Source organism: Staphylococcus sp. FSL K6-3157, assembly GCF_038005145.1.
In the GTDB taxonomy this organism is placed as follows: Bacteria; Bacillota; Bacilli; order Staphylococcales; family Staphylococcaceae; genus Staphylococcus; species Staphylococcus equorum.
Map to the genome: position 1 here is coordinate 2,694,614 of NZ_JBBOSM010000001.1, position 17,038 is coordinate 2,711,651.

Sequence of the window (17,038 nt, forward strand, 5' to 3'; positions counted from 1 at the left end):
TTATAAGATTGTAGTGCTTTTTAGGTCAGCATATATTAAAAATTTTAGCATGATGCTTAGTTTAATAAGGTTTCTATGCTTTTAATCTTTATTTAACAATTAATACTGGGACAGAACTTCTTTTAGCAATCTTATGCGTAACATCTCCTAAAACGTGTTTAATATTCAAACTCACTCTATGATTACTCATAATTACTAAATCGTATTCACCTTTATCTGTATCGCCAGAAGTAATTTTGTCTAAGATTGTATCTTTAACAGGTCCAAAATCAATATCTACTTTGTATTGAACCTTTTTTTCATCTAATTCGTGTAAAAATGGAGCAAGATTGCTTTCTTTTTCTCTAATAATATCACTTTTTTGTTCAATATAATTTTCTAAATTAGTTGCAAAATTAGCTTCTTCAACAACATGATAAACTGTAACAATTGAATCTGTATCAACCATTTTTGCTAAATGGTCAGGAATCGCACTAAAATCATTTTCAAAATCATAGGGTAATAATATATTTTTAAACATATACACTAACCTCCTAGTAGCAAGTATTTAGATACCGCTTACTTATATAATACCCTCAAAAATATTTTTTAATTTAGTAACAACAAATGCCAACTAATTGGATTAGAGAGAAAAATTCAAAAATAGTCGGGGCCAAAAGCATGAAAAAAAACTAGGTAATCTCCTATAGCATTCAGGAAATTACCTAGTTTTTCGTTGCGTTCCTAATTTAATGATTGCGTTCCTTGTAAAATGAACGGTTTTTTTTATGTTATTTTTTCAATTTCATTCTTTTGAATCCTTTTATAATCAGCGGATAGAACAGCGCTAAAATAGTCATCAATGTTAACACGAGGCTAATTGGGGATCCCCAAAATATATCTCCTACATTGTTATTACTAACGATTAAGCTTTTACGAAAATTCTGCTCCATATCCGAACCTACGATTGCTGCCAAAATTAAAGGCGCAGCCGGGAAATCTAATAATTTCATAACTAATCCGATAATACCGAAAATAATTAGAATATAGAAATCAGTGATACTATAACCTAATGTGTATGTACCGATAAACGCCAACACTAAAATAATAGGATATAACACTTTGGGTGGTGTACGTAATATCTTGAGTAGTAATCCTATTAAAGCAATGTTCAAAATGACTAAGAATATATTACCAATAAACATGCTATTAACGAGTGTCCATATCGTTTCAGGCTCATTTGCAAATAATAAAGGTCCTGGTTGTAAACCTAGCATAACGACTGCACCTAAAATTACAGCTGTTGTTCCTGATCCTGGCACGCCCATCGTTAATAACGGGATTAAAGCACCTACGGAAGCAGCATTATTAGAAGCTTCTGGCGCAGCTACACCTTCTATTTGACCTTTCCCGAAATTCTTACCATTTTTAGATATTTGTTTTTCGGTTGAATAGCTTAACATTGCCGCAATAGAGCCACCGGCTCCTGGTAATACACCGATTAAGAAACCAATAGGACTTTGGCGAAGCATAGCGCCTCTTGTGTTCTTTATATCTTCCTTAGATAATTTCATTGATCCTACATCAGCTTTAGGTGGTTTCAATGCGTGTAAATGTAAGTAATTATATAATACTTCTGCTACGGCATATACACCAATGATAACGACTAAGAAGTTGATACCTTCACTTAAATGAGGAATATCAAAAGTGAAACGATAAATACTTGTTTGTAAATCAACACCTACCGTACTGATGATTAAACCAATACTTGTCGCAATAAACCCCTTGACCATCTTACCTGACGATAAAGTAACAATAGCTGAAAGCGTAAATAAGAATAATAAAAAATATTCTTGTGGGCCAAATTTTAAAGCAAAGGCAGACAATGGCTTAGCTAAAATGATAAAACCAAACACCGCAGTAATACCACCGATTAATGAAGCTATAGCTGAGATTGTTAGTGCTTTACCCGCCTCTCCATTTTTGGTCATTGGATAACCATCAAATGTAGCTGCAATGGCTGAGCCATCACCTGGCGTATTTAATAAAATCGAACTTCTTGAGCCACCATACATGGCACCATAATAAATTGAAACCATTAAAATCAATGCGCTTACTGGTTCCATACCAAATGTCACAGGTATGAGTACTGCAACCGCAGTCGCAGGTCCTAATCCAGGTAACATACCTACCACAGTACCTAGAAAACCACCGATAAGGACCCATAAAAGGTTCATCGGATGAAACGCAGTTGATAATCCTTCTAAAAAACTACCTGCATCAATCCCCATTTAATCACCCTCCTTAAGGTAAACTGACATTCAATAATTGTGCGAATGTGTACCATGCAATGCCAGAAAAAATCACCGTAACTAAAATATTCTGTAACCATCTTTTATATCCGTTTATTAAGAACATAATGACGCCTAAGAATATAATTGTTGAAATTAAAAAGCCAAGACGTTCGAATATTAAAGCGTATATTACTGTTAAAACAATTGTTAAGACGATACGTATAAGTGTTTTTCTCTCTAGTAATTGTGAAAAAGCTGTAAAATCTTCATGACGTTTTTTAAATTCTTGAAAGAAATAAACAATGCTCATTATCAAAAGCAATAAACCAACTAACATTGGAAAATACATCGGACTATTAGGGTCCCCAATGTTTGATTTAGGTATATTTAAAGTCAACATTAGATAAATAACACCAGATAATATTAATAATACTGGAAAGACAAATCGCGACATTATTACTCCCCCCTTTATTTCATGCCTGAATCTTTGACTAATGCTTTATACTTTTTACGTTGCTCTTTTAAAAATTTCTCACTTTCTTCGCTATCTTTATAGTAGTTTTCCCAATCATTATTCTTTCTTATTTTTTGCCATCTATCTGATTTCACTACATCTTGCATAGTTTTATCCCAATAGGCAATTTGTTCTGGCGTCATATCTTTCGGCCCCATCACACCACGCCAATGTGGAAAGACAACGTCAATGCCTTGTTCTTTCCATGTAGGCACCTCTTCAATACCTTCAACTGGTTTATCAGAAGTCACTGCCAACATTTTTAATTTTCCAGTTTGGTGTTGTTCTTTTACTTCAGAGACAGAAGTAGAGGCAACATCTACATGTCCACCTAATAAAGCAGTTTGTAGATCTCCTCCACTTTTATATACAAGGAAATCTATTTTATCTATATCAACGCCATACGCCTTAGCTGCCTGTACAAAAGCTAAGTGATCATTGTTACCTAAACCTGGTGCAACACCTATAGTTAAGGATTCTGGATCCTCTTTTAATTTTTCCATTACACCCTTACCAGAATCTAAGTTCGATTGATTAGATGCTGTTAAACTAATCCATTCAGTGGCTAAAATCGCAATAGGTGTAAAATCATCCGCACCTAAATCACTTAACCCTAATTCATTATTAGATAATAACAAACTTGAGTTGATAGATATGGTGTTCGGTGAACGTGATTTTAAATATTGCCAGCCGACTTCTCCACCACCTCCAGGTTTATTAATCACATTAACGTTTTGTTTAGTTAAGTCTTCATCAATCATAATTTTTTGTATCGCACGCGCTGTAGTATCCCAGCCGCCTCCTGGAGAAGCTGGTGCAACAATTTCAACCGTTTCATCAGGAAATTGCTTGTTTGATGCACTTGATTTATTGTCATTGCCACAACCTGCTAATACAACTGAAAAAATGACAAGTAAAATCCCCCATCTTTTCATCGGAATCCCCCTTATTGAAAGCGTTTACAAAAATTCGCATTATATTCTAATTAAAAGTGTTAAGTGGGACATATTCATTCATTAAATAAGTTGTATTTAACTGAAAATTCTGTTTTTTTATAACAGTCGAATGTCGTCTACGTATACTAATATAATTAGATTATTTAATGGCATTCTTGCATCCGCATTATTTCGTATTGCGTTGAAATATCCAGAGCAATCAAGAGCAACTGGTTCCTAAAGAATTCATTATGCACGCTTGTCGCTAATGGATATTTATTTGCAACACCTAGTCAATTTAGCTGTTACAAAATGTAATAGCACATATGTTTATATATTGTGTAAAAATGATGCTCAATTATCTATTTTGGTCTTTTGCGCATATTCTGCTGCTGATTTTCCAGCTCTCTTTCCATAAACTGAACCAGACATTAAACCAGATCCTCCAGGATAATTATGATAAAACAATCCCCCTACCATTTCTCCTGCTACAAATAATCCATCTATTGGATTGTTTTGTTCATCTAAAGCTTCAGCTTTAGTATTTGTAGAAATACCGCCAAAAGCAAAAGTAATACCACATGTAATCGGAAACGCATAATAAGGGGCCTGATCAAATTTTAAAGCCCAATTCGTTTTTTCTGGACTAATACCTTTTGTAGATTTACCATCTTTCACACTTGGATTATAGTCTCCGTCTTGAACACTAGCGTTGTACTCATCAATCATTTCAACAAAATCATTAGGATTGATATCCATTTTTGTAGCTAGTTCTTCTAATGTGTCCGCTACAATCTTAGTCGCTTCTGTTAAATTATATTCTTTTCTCAACATAGAGCTGACTTGAGAATCAAAAATTTGAAAAGCTTTTTGGTCAGGTTGTCTCAAAGTCTCTTTTCCATATTTTGCATAAGTATAATTTCTGAAATCAGCACCTTCATCTACAAATCTCTTACCATTCTTATTAATGATTAATCCCAGTGGATAAGATGATTTTTTATAGATATCACCAGGTTTTGAAAAATCGCCCACCTTAGGAGCGTTATAATCTGTAGTATGTGCATGACAACCATCATAGTGACCTGCTTTATTAGCTCCGATTTCTGTCGCTATTTCTATTCCGTCGCCTGTGTTATATTCAGTACCTCTAACGATTGCTTTTTCCCATTCTTCACCTAAGTTTTTAACCCTTTTATCTTTACTCGCTTCAAAACTACCACATGCTAATACAATAGCCTCAGTATTTACAGTCACCTTTTGCTTATTATTATCTAGGTAAGTTACTGCTGATACTTTATTATGATCCATTTCGATTTTGTTAACTTCAGCACTATATATAATATCAATACCTAGTTCTTGGGACCTTTTAAATAAAGTGTTCATTAATCCTATCCCTTTATCTACTGTTTTTATCGGTAAGCCACCCCAAAAATTTTTATTGCCATTAATCTCAAAGTATTGATTTTCATTTAATTGAAATTCTACTCCTTGTTTTTTCATCCATAAAATAGTTTCAAATGACTCGTTTGCTAAAAATTTTGCTAATTCTGGATTACTCTCACCATTAGTTACTTTTAAAATATCTTCATAAAAATCTTCAGTATTATAATTAGGCATTTGTATTTCTGATAAATCATTTTCGGATAGTGCTGTAACAACTTCTTTTATTCCTTGCAAATCATTGTAAGCAAACCTTATTGCGCCATCAGTAAATATTGAGTTGCCCCCTCTTTTTTCTTTGGGCGCTTTTTCTAATACAAGCACTTCACTACCATTCTCTTTTGCTGATATTGCTGAACTTAGTGCAGCATTTCCTGTTCCAACTACAATTACGTCATATTTCTTCAAAAATATCCCTCCATAAAAAAAGTAATCTAAAAGTATCTCTCTTTAGATTACTTAATAAAATATAGGAAGGAAAATACATATATTTTATTCATCATCATAAAATATTTTTATGACATTTCATTTTTCTTAACTATTATCTTTATAATAGGCTTTAATATGTCTAATAAACTTTTGCATTAAGGGATAATCCTCTTCTTCTCTATATAATAACCAAGTATCTCTATAAATTATTTCATTCTTTTTATCTTTAATAGGTACAATATTTAAGTTTTTATATTCTCTGACACCAATGTTTGGAGCAATTGCATAGCCCATACCTTTTTCTACTAACTTTAAGCAAGACTCTAAGTTATCAATTAACATCGCTTCATTCGGAGGCTCGTTGTAAGATTCTTTCCACCAGTTATCGATAGTATTTTGTAATCTTGTATCAGTCTTAAAAGCTATCCTAGACTTGGAAGGTAATTTTTCTAAATCAATCTCATCTTTACTGATTATACATATTGGTTCTTTATTTAACAGGGTTTTATAGCCCTTCCAAGATACGTCTCCTCTTACGATTGCAAGAGAAACTTCATCAGATTCTATTAATTTATAGATAGACTGACTCCAAGAAGTAACAATTTTGAATTGAACTTTTTGAAAATCATTCGTAAAACTACTAAGTAATTCAGGCAGATCATATCTAGCTAAATTTTGCGAGACACCGAGCCTGATGACTCCCTCATCCTCATTATCTATACTGTGAAGATAATCTTTCATCTTATTAAATCCATTTAATGTTTTTCTAGCATAATAAACGAGATGGCTACCTTGAGAAGTGAATCTAATACCTTTCTTAGTACGTATTATTAACGGCACGCCAAGTTCTTGTTCAAGTGTATTAATTTTATAACTTAGCGAAGGTTGAGATACGTATAATTTTGTCGCTGCTCTTGTAATATTTCTTTCATCATCCAATGTTTTTATTATCTCTAAATCTCTAAAATCCATGGCTGTTTTCCCCTTTGATCGCGTTAATTATAATTTATTTTTATCGCGTTTCGTTATGTATCTATATTAAAACCTATCATGAAATGTCATTAAGCTCATTATATTAACCTTTAAAAGTTACTATTTTATATTTTCTAAATATAAAAATGCTTTATTAAATAGTTAAGCATGCTTAACAAAATTCGAATGAATCAATTATGTTTCTTTAAATGTTGAACTTTGATATAGTCGGATATTGAATATAAAATATCAGAATTATATTAAAAACAAGCGATTTTTATTTCTTTGAAATATTATTTCTATTCAAAAAAATCGACTTTAGCACTTCACATTTTAATGTGGGGTGTTTTTCTATGTTTCAAATCAACGTTTAATAATAGATGTTGTGAAGACTATCTATTTATAAGCAAAAATTTTATAAGGAGCGTAATGTATGATTATAAAGGATAGTATTACCAATCCATTTAATATAATTTGTAAAAATAAATATGAAGAAACAAATGCCTTCACGTACAATAGATTAATAAATTATGGAAGTGCTTATTATTATTTAAAAGATACTTCATTTGATTATATTTCAAAAAGTGTTATTAGTAAGTGTGATGGTGTAGACAACGAGGAATTCAAATCTAGATTTTATCATTATGGAGAAACTGAAAAATTTTGTATCGAAGAACTAGAAGTAACCTCTACATTTGAAAATAAAGGCGTTATGACCATCATGTTTTGTGACGTAATGCTAGCAATGTTAACTAGTGAATTATCACATCAACATCATATAGAGGTTAAATTTATAAATACATCAGATTTGATAAAAGATGGCAAAATAGTAAACGTGTACCATAGTGTGATACCTAATTATGAATTATCAACTACTAAGCCTGATAGTACAAGGATATCTTTAGAAGGCCAACGTAATAAATCAAGTATTGAATTTTATCAAGATATTTATAATATATTTCCTTTAGAGACTAGAGAAGAAGATATTGAATATTATACAAATCTAAGAGCTGAAAAAATAAAAAGCTTTAATGAAAAGTTAAAAGCTATTTAGATAGTTAATAACAATCATCAGTAATCTTTGTTATTAGGGGTAAATTTGATTTTGAAACAATTAAGTCGCTTCATTAAAATATGATGTTTATTTTTTTATATGTTAAAAACATAGTATATGTGCGAAATATTTATCTCTTAATAACTGCTTATTTATATTTTCTAAACTAAAAAATCTCCCTTCAAAGTTTTCACATTTTAAGTGTGTACTTTGAAGGGAGATTTTTATTGATATCGATCAAAATAATATGAAATTGTGAACTTATATTTTTATATGAATGAAGTCACTTCTATTTCAAGTTAGATTCGAAAAATTCTTTTAATTTGTTAAATGGAATTTTTTCCATATTGTCATACAATGTTGAATGCGCAGCTCCAGGAATAATTATAAGTTCTTTAGGTTCCTTAGCTTGCTCGTATGCTGATTCACTAAGGGGTTTAGAAAATGCTACTTCCCCTGCTATAAATAAAATTGGTCTAGGAGATATTTCATCTATATACTGCATGACAGGTGTAGTCATAAATGAAAGTGGCATAGTGGCATTCCAATTACCATTAGATAAAATAGAATTTTCATGGTAACCGCGTGATGTTCTATAAAATTCGAAAGTTTCTAATGTATCTTTATCTGGATTATCTGGTAATTCAGATGGCAATTGATCTTCCATAGGAGCATATGAACCATTTTCAAAATCTGTCCATCTTTGTTGACTTAAAGCTTCCAAAAATTGAGATCGTTGTTCTGCGGGTAGACTACCTAATCCAGCAGAATTATCATACATAGACACTGTGGCAATCGCTTTTACTCGTTTATCTACAGAAACTGCATTTAGTGTTAGTGATCCCCAGCCACATATGCCAATAACGCCAATACGATTACGGTCAATATTCGGTTGGACACCGATGACATCCACCGCAGCCATAACATCTTCAGTATTTATATCTGGAGCGGCAACGTTACGTGGTGTACCACCACTTTCCCCTGTATAAGAACCATCAAATGCAAGTGACGCAAAGCCAAGTGAAGCCATTTGATTAGCATATCGACCTGAAGCTTGTTCTTTGACAGCCCCAAAAGGTCCAGCAACAACAAGTGCAGGTAAACTGTTGTTGTCGATATTTTTAGGTAAATATAAATCACCAGCTATTTCTATGCCAAAACGGTTGGTAAATCTAATTTCTTTTCTTTCAACATTTTCATTTAATTCAAAAGTAAAATTTCTCATTTTAAATCTCCTCCGTTTTTATTCAATGCGTTTTCATAATTTTGAAGCACGTTTTCATAATTGTTTATTTTATAAGTGATTGTTTCTAGAGCGCTATTATATTCTTGTATTTTTTTATAAAGCTGTGTTTTCTGTTGTTCTAAAATATCGATTCTTTCTTTAGTAGTATCTTTTTCAGAAACCACAAGGGATAGATAACATTGAATTTGCTCAACAGGTATTTTAATTTCTCTCATACATTTAACTAACTTAATCCAATTTACTACTTCTTCATTAAATTCTCTATAACCAGACTCGTTCCTTGATATGTGTGGAATTATTCCCACTTTTTCCCAATAACGTATCGTCTCTGATGGTAAATTAAAGTATTCTGAAACTTCCTTTATTTTCAACATTGCACCTCCATAAAAGTTATAACTTGAGTATAAAACATTGAAGTTACTTTAAGGTAAGTGATAAGACTCCTACTATTATTTTTAGTAATTATCCAAAATAGATGGATGGTTTTTTTGAGGTGCATTTTCATTCAACACGCGATAATTCGAACGTCCAATATATAAAGGAACCTCCAACTTAGAAAAGTCCGGCATACCTTTATCTATAAATAGATCAGTATCTTGATAACGTTGAACAATTTCGCCCACTACCCATTCTGAACCTGCTACGCCTGTCATCGATTTAACTTCACATTCATAAGCAAAGTAAGCATCTTTCAAAATTGGAACACCTGTCTTTAATCCATCATCGTAAAGAATATTATATTCATGAAACTTATCTATATCAGATCCACTAGTTGTACCGACGTCAGTAATAAGTTGCGTTAAATGTGCTGGTAAAAATTGGACGCCAAACACGCCACTATTTTTAACTAAGTCGTAAGTGTGCGTATTAGTATCTAATGAAATACCATACGTATGTGGGTTTGTGCCCATAAAAGTATGCCATCCGGCAGACATAATATTTTGTTCACCTTTATATTTAGATGTAACTATAGCAACTAAACCTGGATATGCATACCATATTGGATCTTCAATTGGTTTTCTCATGTTCTATAAACACTCCTCTTTTAATAATATTTATTTGTTAATACACTAATGTTGTTATAGTTGTTACTATAATTCATTAAAACTATAGACAAAACAAATAATGCTTGGTAATGTATTAATGCATTTGTACATATTAATATAATGGAGTTACAAGCTGATTTCAAACGTCAATTTCATCTTATATATGCATTAATGCGCGAATTTTACATAAATGTGTATTTACTTAAAAATCAGGAGTGATAAATTGGTAGCAATCGATAGAAGGATACTGAAATCTCAAGAAGCTATAAAAAGTGCATTAGTAAAACTAATGTCTCAAAAAGAATTTGGTAAAATCACTGTAAAAGATATTTGCATTGAAGCAAATGTGGGAAATAGAACGTTCTATCTACATTATCTTGATAAATACGATTTATTAGATAAGCTCGTTGAAGGTCATATGGAAGAATTAAAGAGATTATGTGAGCCAGTATCAGATAATAATTATAAAACAGCCCATATGATATGGTTTGAATACTTAAAAACACATTATCTCTTTTTTTCAACTATGTTATCAGGGCAAGGCGCTTTTGCTTTTAGAAAGCACTTTTTAAATTTAATTATTGAAGAAATAAAATCAAAAAATGATTTGAGCACAGGGAAAAATCAGGGCATTGATGAAGAACTAATGCTTAGCTTTCTTGGATCAGCTATTGTTGGTGTAGTAGAAAATTATCTTTTAAAAGGTATGGCGGAGTCAATTGAAGATGTATCAAAACAATTGGGAGTATTAACAGAAAGAAATTTATAAAACAATCGTTTTTAAGACAGCATTTAATTTGGAAACGATTAAAAGACTCAACATGTTAATTTTTTAATGGAAATAATATTTAAAAATTTTCCATTCTTATTCTAGAAAGTAATTTAGTGTTGACATTTCGAATATTCTCGAATAGTATATGTGTTATGAAAAATTTAGTAGAAACTTTTAAAGTATTAAGTAACTATGCCCGTGTTGATATTTTAGTTTGGCTAAAACATCCTAGTGAACATTTTGGACATATTTATACAGGTGAATATTTAAAAGAAAAAGGAGGCGTATGTGTAGGAGATATACAAGAAAAAGCCAATATGTCCCCTTCTACTGTCTCACATTATTTAAAAATGATGCAGCAAGTAGGGCTATTAGAATCTGAAAGATATGGTCAATGGACTTATTATAGAAGAAACGAAGAAAGTATTAATGAATTAGCCAATCTAATAAAAGAAGATCTTTAGAGGTCTTTTTTTATTGATTATAATTCGATAATTCGCGAAATGAGGAAAAGAGGTAAATTATGAATAAATTTATATTTTATATCCTTGCTATAGTAGCAGGTATATTTTTGAGTATCGAAGGTGCCATGTATGCAGTATTAGGTGATTCTATTGGAGAATTAGAAAGTAGTTTATACAATTTTGCCATAGGAACAATCATATTAGGCATTGCATTATTGTTTTTAGGCAAAGGCAAACTATCTTACGCAATTAAAGCACCTAAATGGCAATTAACTGGCGGCATATTAGGCGTTATTTACTTAACTGTTTTAGTCTTCATCATTCCTATGATAGGTGTTGGACTAGCAATGGGAAGCGTTGTAGTTGGCCAAATGATTATGAGTGCATTAATAGAACATTACGGCATACTAGGTAGCGAAAAACGACCATTAAGAATTGAAAAAGTAGTGGCAATTATACTAATGATAGTTGCATTAACACTTATTTATTAGGAGGAGTATAAAATGCAAGTAGTTTTAGTAGTCATAGCTTTAATAGCTGGTATCACTTTAAGTACACAATCATCAGTAAACGGGGCCTTTAGTAAAAAAGCAGGAACGTTAGAAAGTGCCTTTTTAACATTTATAACAGGTGGTATGATTTTATTCATTATTACTTTATTTTTTGGAGAAGGTAACTTCTTAGAGTTCTTTAGTGCGCCTAAATGGCAATTAACTGCTGTTTGGTTTGGTGTTGGTTACTTATTTTTAACAATTGTAGCAATTCCTAAAATAGGTGTTATAGCAACAAATATCTCTGCCGTTATCGGACAGTTAACAATGGGTATGGTCATCGATCATTTTGGTTTATTTGAAGGGATGGTCATTCACTTTGATGTAAAAAGAATTATCGCATTAATTTTAATGGTTATCGCATTAAGATTGATTTATAAGGCTGATATCAAAAATAGCTTACATGAAAAGTTAACTTAAACTATCTACAGTTTGTTCAAAATTGCAATTACCAATGTGTTTGTTAATACAAATTTTGAAACAATAAAGGCGCCTCTTTCTTAAAAGAAGCGCCTTTATTGTTTTGATAATTACCGATAATATTATATATAGAAGTCTTTTTTAATACATATATACTTAGTATGTTATTTAATTTCAAGAGTAGGATATTTAAATAGTTGTGTCGTTTATTAAGTTATTGTAAAGTTTAGTAATATTAAAAATATATGCGTAATGAATTTAAAATTTATAATACAAAATAATATTTTTGAAATTATTTCTAATTTATTTGCAAGATCAACATTACACCTAGAAAGTGAGATAGGGTTAAATGAATTCAATATGGTTTGTATTAAAAGAACAACTGAAAAATTTATATCTAATAAGAAGATTAGCGGAATTTCAATTAAGGATTTCAAATAAAAAGAATTATTTAGGAATGGCGTGGGAATTAATTAATCCTACTATGCAAATTGCTGTTTTTTGGTTTGTGTTTGGTTTAGCTCTAAGAAGCAATAAGGTTATGGAGGGCGTTCCATTTATATATTGGCTCATTGTTGGGATTAGTATGTGGTTTTTCGTAAATGAAGGTGTTCTAGAAGGTAGTAAGTCTATTACTTCTAAATTTAATCAAGTAGCTAAAATGAATTTTCCACTTTCTATTATTCCTAGTTATGTCGTTTTTAGTAAATTCTACGGTCATATTTTTCTACTAGTAATTATTATAGGTGTTTGTTTCATTGGAGGATACAAGCCTTCTATATATACTTTACAATTATTTATATACTTGTTTTATGCGTTAGTTTTAACCAACGCTATAGCGTTATTAGCTTCAACATTAAGTATGTTAATTAGAGACATACATTTAATTCTACAAGCTTTAATGAGAATGATATTTTTCGTCTCTTCTATACTCTATTTACCAAATAATCACATAGTTGGGGCAGTCATGCAATTTAATCCGATATACTTTTTAGCTGGAGGATATAGGGCAGCCATATTGCACCACGAATGGTATTTTATTACGCATTGGGAACTCGCAGTGTATAATATCTTCCTTTGTCTTCTAATTTTTAGCTTAGGATCAATTCTACATATGCGCTTTAGAGATAGATTTGCCGATTATATGTAATAAAAGCATTGAAAATTAATGGGCTGACTCCAATTAGTGATGTGAAAATTTAGAAATTAAATTTAACCATTAATCTATAATAAAGAGCATGCAGAAACCAGTGGTGTCTGCATGCTCTTTTAGAATTGTAATTATACAGTTTTTGAAAATATGAAATGTGATTTTGTGTGTCCATAACTTTGTAAATTATCAATGAATTGTTCTACATCCATCATATTTTTAAAACGCACTTTAAAAATAAAACAACTATCTCCAGAGACTCTATAGCAAAATTCCACATTATCTTGTTTCGCTATAAATATTTTAAAATCTCTATATAGATCGTTTTTGTTCATTTTGATTCGGTGTTTCTGAGACAAAAACATCCTCTTTTGTATCTAAATCAATCGTTCCTTATATACTCTTTATTTTAATTTTGTGGGGTTGTTTAAGTCTCTTAAAACTTTTCAAAAGATAAATTCCAAGTACATTATTAAGTAAATAAGCATTGATAGATTTTATCTATCAATGCTTATTTCAAAAGAACGTCATTTATATATAGTATCCAGACAAAAAGAAATCTGTTTTACTCATTTAAAAATAAACCTGAATTTTCAAATTTACGAACAAATAATAAATATTCCATAGTACTTTTTTCAAGTTCTTCAGCAGATATATTTAATGCACCATATAATTTATGTAATCCTATATAATTAGCCCCTATAAAATTGATTGTAGCGATCATAGGAGACAGCAAAGTTTCAGGCGAATATCTTGTATATTTCTCCGAATCATATTTATCACTTTCAGCTCCAATGGAAACAGCAATACCTATATTCTTACCTTTTAATGCATTCCCATTAGAACCATATGCCCAGCCATAAAGTAACACTTCATCTAAATATTTTTTTAACAATGGTGGTGAACTATACCAATACATAGGATACTGAAAAATAATATTATCATAGCTTTCTAATAAAATTTGCTCATCACTAACATTTATATCCTTATCTAAGTATTTTAAATATAAATCATGAACATCAATACCTTCACTTAATAAAGCATCACGCCAGTTTTTATTGATTATAGATTCCTCTATATTGGGATGTACAAGAACAACTAACGTAGACATAAAATTTCCTCCAAATGATTAATCTAAACATTATACCAAAAATTTAAAAAATAAAAACGAACTAGGCTTATCCTAAATAAATTTATTCCAATAGATTTATTGACATTAAACTAGGGATACTAACTATCATAGCTTTTAACTTTTAACTTTTATCTTAATATAGAGTCTAAAATGAAGAGTATATAATGAACTGACCCCAATTAATGGAATCTCATAGAAAAAGAGCTTGGAAGGAAATAAAACAGGTTCTAAAACACGTATAGATATATGGCTGTATTTTGCATTTCCAACCATTATGATGTTATAATGCATTTAACAAGGAATCCAATATGGATACACCAAGCCCCTCACTATTACGAGTAGTGAGGGGCTTTTTGTAGGTGTGGCTATTGTCGCCTATTTTTCATTACGTTTACGCAGTCAATGCGTAAATAAGGCAATGATACAACCACTGATGACTGTGGTCGTGATGTGAACAAGGAATTCCAACATAGATAACACCTCCTCTCTACGTCGGCTTGACGCCTGAGAGATAGGCGACTCAACTATTATACCATCTGTAAATGCACAAGCATATGGACTTCCGATAAGTTGAATTATGCTGAATAGATTTCTAACAAACTATGATACATTTATAATCAAAAAGCGTATTCGCATTATAGTGTCTAGTTGATTAATTTATTCAATTGCCCGTTTGATTTTGTTTATAAGTGTAGCTGCCAAGATTTACCTTGGCAGCTACACTTATTTATCCATTAAACTGTTACTACACCTATTAGAATAGCAATTATCAACAGAATAATCGCAAATCCCCAAATCCAGAAAAATGCATATTTAATATAAGTACCCATATTCGCTTCTGCTAGTCCAATAGCTAACCACAATGCTGGAGAAAATGGACTTACAAATGTACCAATAATATTACCTATAACCATAGAATAGGCAGTTGAAATAGCGGGCACGCCAAATTGACTTGCTGTTTGTTCAACTATAGGTAAGACTGCAAAATAATAAGCATCTGTACTTGTGAGTAAATCAAGTGGCACCCCAAAAATACCAACAATAATATGTAAATAAGGGCCTACAGCGTTAGGAATAATATGAATAAAGTTAACTGCAATAGCTTCTAACATACCTGTTTCATTCAATACTCCTAAGAACATACCTGCTGCAATAATCACAGCGGCCATCATTAATGCATTTGGTGCATGTGCTTTCAAACGACTCATTTGTTCATCTACATTCGGAAAATTAATAACTAATGCGATTGCTACACCAATCATAAAAGCAAATTCTGGAGGCGCGATGTTTGCTAACATTACTACGATAATTGCAATTGTAAGTAAAGCGTTAATCCAATTCATCCATGGATTATTAATAGCTACACCACGTACCGGAAATTTTATATCTTGGTCACGCTCATAATTTTCAACTATTTTATTTATATCTAAGTGTTGTGTATCAGCTACTTCACCTTTATTAATAGCTTGATTAATACGTAATTTTTCTCTAAAACCTAAAAATACTGCGAAAAGTAACACCAGAATAAATCCTGTGATTTGTATAGGAATGATACCATACCATAACTCATTAACATTTTTAACACCTAAAACTGATGCAGTACGCGCCATTGGCCCTCCCCAAGGCACCATATTCATAATTGCAGCACTTAAAGCAAGTAGTAATAATAGCAGATAACGGTTCATGTTAAGTGCTTTATATAAAGGTAATAAAGCAGGAATAGAAAGTAAAAAAGTCGTAGCTCCAGCACCATCAAGTTGAGCAAAAGTGCCTATTAATGCAGTTACAATACAAACAACAATTACATTGCCTCTTGTTAGCAAAATTAATTTCTTTACGAGAGGTTTAAATAAACCACTATCACTCATAATACCAAAGAAAATAATAGCAAAAATAAACATAATAACGACATTTATCACTTGATCCAAACCACTATTGAAAAACTCCACTAAATCTCCAATACTATAACCTAATACTAATGCCCCAATACTAGGTATTAAAATCATACCTACCACTGGACTAATACGTTTTGCAATTAACAAACCTACAATAGATATGATAATTATCAATCCAACAATTGTTAACCAAATACTATCTTGTTGCATAAAAATCCCCCTTTAAACTTTAAAAGCGCTAACATTAAATGTTAGCGCTTTTATATAAACATAATAATATTTGTTGTTAATTGTAACAAAGAATCAGAATAATTACACAATTAACTATATTTTTATACAAATAAACTAATATTAATCTTCTCTTCTTGCATTCCTCTCCGCTATGATGTTATAATATATGTAACGAAAATAAGTATTCACTTATACACCAATCCCCTCACTATTGCGAGTAGTGAGGGGATTTTTGTTGGTGTGGCTTAATGTCACCTATTTTTTATTGCGCTTACTTAGCCAATAAGTAAAATACGCTATGGCACAGCCACTGATGACTGGCGCTAGGATGTGAACGAAAATAAGCGTCACTTTATACACCTCCTCTCTACGTCAATTAGACGCCTGAGAGATAGGCGACACCATTATTATACACCTGAGAATCTGCAAACATATTGGCTTTCGATAAGTTGAAATATATTAACTTAGTAATTATTAGCTTACTATCAAAGTGGCTTAAATCTTGAAACTCGTG

Annotated in this window: 20 protein-coding genes; 6 read left to right on the forward strand and 14 right to left on the reverse strand. The window is 31.4% G+C overall.

Features of this window, described 5'->3' with window-relative positions:
• Window positions 1-88: 88 nt before the first annotated feature.
• From MHB47_RS12975 to MHB47_RS13000, 6 genes are all read right to left on the reverse strand, one after another.
• On the reverse strand, window positions 89-520 hold the full coding sequence (locus tag MHB47_RS12975) for a universal stress protein (RefSeq protein ID WP_340757133.1): 432 nt from the start codon (window positions 518-520) through the stop codon (window positions 89-91).
• A gap of 250 nt (window positions 521-770) precedes the next feature.
• Window positions 771-2,270: a tripartite tricarboxylate transporter permease gene (locus tag MHB47_RS12980; RefSeq protein ID WP_340757135.1), complete on the reverse strand. Its 1,500-nt coding sequence runs from the start codon at window positions 2,268-2,270 to the stop codon at window positions 771-773.
• A gap of 13 nt (window positions 2,271-2,283) precedes the next feature.
• Window positions 2,284-2,727 (reverse strand): tripartite tricarboxylate transporter TctB family protein, encoded by a 444-nt coding sequence (locus MHB47_RS12985; protein ID WP_340757137.1) that lies wholly within the window; start codon window positions 2,725-2,727, stop codon window positions 2,284-2,286.
• A 14-nt stretch (window positions 2,728-2,741) separates the two neighbouring features.
• Entirely contained in the window at window positions 2,742-3,722 is a 981-nt protein-coding gene (locus MHB47_RS12990) for a tripartite tricarboxylate transporter substrate binding protein (RefSeq protein ID WP_340757139.1), read from the reverse strand.
• A 354-nt stretch (window positions 3,723-4,076) separates the two neighbouring features.
• Window positions 4,077-5,570 carry an FAD-dependent tricarballylate dehydrogenase TcuA gene (gene tcuA, locus MHB47_RS12995; RefSeq protein ID WP_340757141.1) on the reverse strand — a complete coding sequence of 498 codons (1,494 nt, stop codon included), beginning with the start codon at window positions 5,568-5,570 and terminating at the stop codon, window positions 4,077-4,079.
• Window positions 5,571-5,696: 126 nt separating this feature from the next.
• Window positions 5,697-6,563: a LysR family transcriptional regulator gene (locus MHB47_RS13000; protein ID WP_340757143.1), complete on the reverse strand. Its 867-nt coding sequence runs from the start codon at window positions 6,561-6,563 to the stop codon at window positions 5,697-5,699.
• Between the two features lie 433 nt (window positions 6,564-6,996).
• On the opposite strand from MHB47_RS13000, the gene MHB47_RS13005 reads away from it, so the two are divergent.
• The gene (locus MHB47_RS13005) at window positions 6,997-7,617 is read left to right on the forward strand and encodes a hypothetical protein (protein WP_069802645.1); all 621 of its coding nucleotides are present in this window, start codon (window positions 6,997-6,999) and stop codon (window positions 7,615-7,617) included.
• Between the two features lie 289 nt (window positions 7,618-7,906).
• Here MHB47_RS13005 and MHB47_RS13010 read toward each other — a convergent pair whose 3' ends face one another.
• From MHB47_RS13010 to MHB47_RS13020, 3 genes are all read right to left on the reverse strand, one after another.
• Entirely contained in the window at window positions 7,907-8,842 is a 936-nt protein-coding gene (locus MHB47_RS13010) for an alpha/beta hydrolase (RefSeq protein WP_340757145.1), read from the reverse strand.
• Complete coding sequence (locus MHB47_RS13015) at window positions 8,839-9,234, reverse strand: MerR family transcriptional regulator (RefSeq protein ID WP_285325167.1); 396 nt, start codon at window positions 9,232-9,234, stop codon at window positions 8,839-8,841. Before MHB47_RS13015 ends, MHB47_RS13010 begins: the two co-directional genes overlap by 4 nt.
• An 84-nt stretch (window positions 9,235-9,318) precedes the next feature.
• Window positions 9,319-9,888 (reverse strand): flavin reductase family protein, encoded by a 570-nt coding sequence (locus MHB47_RS13020; RefSeq protein ID WP_340757148.1) that lies wholly within the window; start codon window positions 9,886-9,888, stop codon window positions 9,319-9,321.
• 244 nt (window positions 9,889-10,132) lie between these two features.
• Here MHB47_RS13020 and MHB47_RS13025 point away from each other — a divergent pair, with 244 nt between their 5' ends.
• The 5 genes from MHB47_RS13025 to MHB47_RS13045 all read left to right on the forward strand — a co-directional run bounded on the left by MHB47_RS13025 (window position 10,133) and on the right by MHB47_RS13045 (window position 13,266).
• A complete protein-coding gene (locus tag MHB47_RS13025) occupies window positions 10,133-10,678 on the forward strand; it encodes a TetR/AcrR family transcriptional regulator (RefSeq protein WP_340757150.1) in 546 nt (181 codons plus the stop codon).
• 155 nt (window positions 10,679-10,833) lie between these two features.
• A complete protein-coding gene (locus MHB47_RS13030) occupies window positions 10,834-11,145 on the forward strand; it encodes an ArsR/SmtB family transcription factor (RefSeq protein WP_340757153.1) in 312 nt (103 codons plus the stop codon).
• 59 nt (window positions 11,146-11,204) lie between these two features.
• Entirely contained in the window at window positions 11,205-11,636 is a 432-nt protein-coding gene (locus MHB47_RS13035; protein WP_069814958.1) for a DMT family transporter, read from the forward strand.
• Window positions 11,637-11,648: 12 nt separating this feature from the next.
• The gene (locus tag MHB47_RS13040; protein ID WP_056935113.1) at window positions 11,649-12,116 is read left to right on the forward strand and encodes a DMT family transporter; all 468 of its coding nucleotides are present in this window, start codon (window positions 11,649-11,651) and stop codon (window positions 12,114-12,116) included.
• 349 nt (window positions 12,117-12,465) lie between these two features.
• On the forward strand, window positions 12,466-13,266 hold the full coding sequence (locus MHB47_RS13045; RefSeq protein WP_340757160.1) for an ABC transporter permease: 801 nt from the start codon (window positions 12,466-12,468) through the stop codon (window positions 13,264-13,266).
• Window positions 13,267-13,397: 131 nt separating this feature from the next.
• Here MHB47_RS13045 and MHB47_RS13050 read toward each other — a convergent pair whose 3' ends face one another.
• From MHB47_RS13050 to MHB47_RS13070, 5 genes are all read right to left on the reverse strand, one after another.
• On the reverse strand, window positions 13,398-13,631 hold the full coding sequence (locus MHB47_RS13050; RefSeq protein WP_445684158.1) for an Lrp/AsnC ligand binding domain-containing protein: 234 nt from the start codon (window positions 13,629-13,631) through the stop codon (window positions 13,398-13,400).
• A 200-nt stretch (window positions 13,632-13,831) separates the two neighbouring features.
• Entirely contained in the window at window positions 13,832-14,377 is a 546-nt protein-coding gene (locus MHB47_RS13055; RefSeq protein WP_340757162.1) for an NAD(P)H-dependent oxidoreductase, read from the reverse strand.
• A gap of 420 nt (window positions 14,378-14,797) precedes the next feature.
• Window positions 14,798-14,869, reverse strand: a complete 72-nt coding sequence (locus MHB47_RS13060; RefSeq protein WP_340757342.1) for a type I toxin-antitoxin system Fst family toxin — start codon at window positions 14,867-14,869, stop codon at window positions 14,798-14,800.
• A gap of 263 nt (window positions 14,870-15,132) precedes the next feature.
• On the reverse strand, window positions 15,133-16,503 hold the full coding sequence (locus MHB47_RS13065) for a CitMHS family transporter (RefSeq protein WP_119544565.1): 1,371 nt from the start codon (window positions 16,501-16,503) through the stop codon (window positions 15,133-15,135).
• Between the two features lie 276 nt (window positions 16,504-16,779).
• On the reverse strand, window positions 16,780-16,875 hold the full coding sequence (locus MHB47_RS13070; protein WP_340757166.1) for a type I toxin-antitoxin system Fst family toxin: 96 nt from the start codon (window positions 16,873-16,875) through the stop codon (window positions 16,780-16,782).
• Window positions 16,876-17,038 lie beyond the last annotated feature (163 nt).

What these genes read in the sequence shown, in the direction of transcription:
- MHB47_RS12975 (WP_340757133.1), bottom strand. Translation starts at nt 520, where the DNA reads ATGTTTAAAAATATATTATTACCCTATGATTTTGAAAATGATTTTAGT.
- MHB47_RS12980 (WP_340757135.1), bottom strand. Translation starts at nt 2,270, where the DNA reads ATGGGGATTGATGCAGGTAGTTTTTTAGAAGGATTATCAACTGCGTTT.
- MHB47_RS12985 (WP_340757137.1), bottom strand. Translation starts at nt 2,727, where the DNA reads ATGTCGCGATTTGTCTTTCCAGTATTATTAATATTATCTGGTGTTATT.
- MHB47_RS12990 (WP_340757139.1), bottom strand. Translation starts at nt 3,722, where the DNA reads ATGAAAAGATGGGGGATTTTACTTGTCATTTTTTCAGTTGTATTAGCA.
- MHB47_RS13000 (WP_340757143.1), bottom strand. Translation starts at nt 6,563, where the DNA reads ATGGATTTTAGAGATTTAGAGATAATAAAAACATTGGATGATGAAAGA.
- MHB47_RS13005 (WP_069802645.1), top strand. Translation starts at nt 6,997, where the DNA reads ATGATTATAAAGGATAGTATTACCAATCCATTTAATATAATTTGTAAA.
- MHB47_RS13010 (WP_340757145.1), bottom strand. Translation starts at nt 8,842, where the DNA reads ATGAGAAATTTTACTTTTGAATTAAATGAAAATGTTGAAAGAAAAGAA.
- MHB47_RS13020 (WP_340757148.1), bottom strand. Translation starts at nt 9,888, where the DNA reads ATGAGAAAACCAATTGAAGATCCAATATGGTATGCATATCCAGGTTTA.
- MHB47_RS13030 (WP_340757153.1), top strand. Translation starts at nt 10,834, where the DNA reads ATGAAAAATTTAGTAGAAACTTTTAAAGTATTAAGTAACTATGCCCGT.
- MHB47_RS13035 (WP_069814958.1), top strand. Translation starts at nt 11,205, where the DNA reads ATGAATAAATTTATATTTTATATCCTTGCTATAGTAGCAGGTATATTT.
- MHB47_RS13040 (WP_056935113.1), top strand. Translation starts at nt 11,649, where the DNA reads ATGCAAGTAGTTTTAGTAGTCATAGCTTTAATAGCTGGTATCACTTTA.
- MHB47_RS13045 (WP_340757160.1), top strand. Translation starts at nt 12,466, where the DNA reads ATGAATTCAATATGGTTTGTATTAAAAGAACAACTGAAAAATTTATAT.
- MHB47_RS13050 (WP_445684158.1), bottom strand. Translation starts at nt 13,631, where the DNA reads ATGTTTTTGTCTCAGAAACACCGAATCAAAATGAACAAAAACGATCTA.
- MHB47_RS13055 (WP_340757162.1), bottom strand. Translation starts at nt 14,377, where the DNA reads ATGTCTACGTTAGTTGTTCTTGTACATCCCAATATAGAGGAATCTATA.
- MHB47_RS13065 (WP_119544565.1), bottom strand. Translation starts at nt 16,503, where the DNA reads ATGCAACAAGATAGTATTTGGTTAACAATTGTTGGATTGATAATTATC.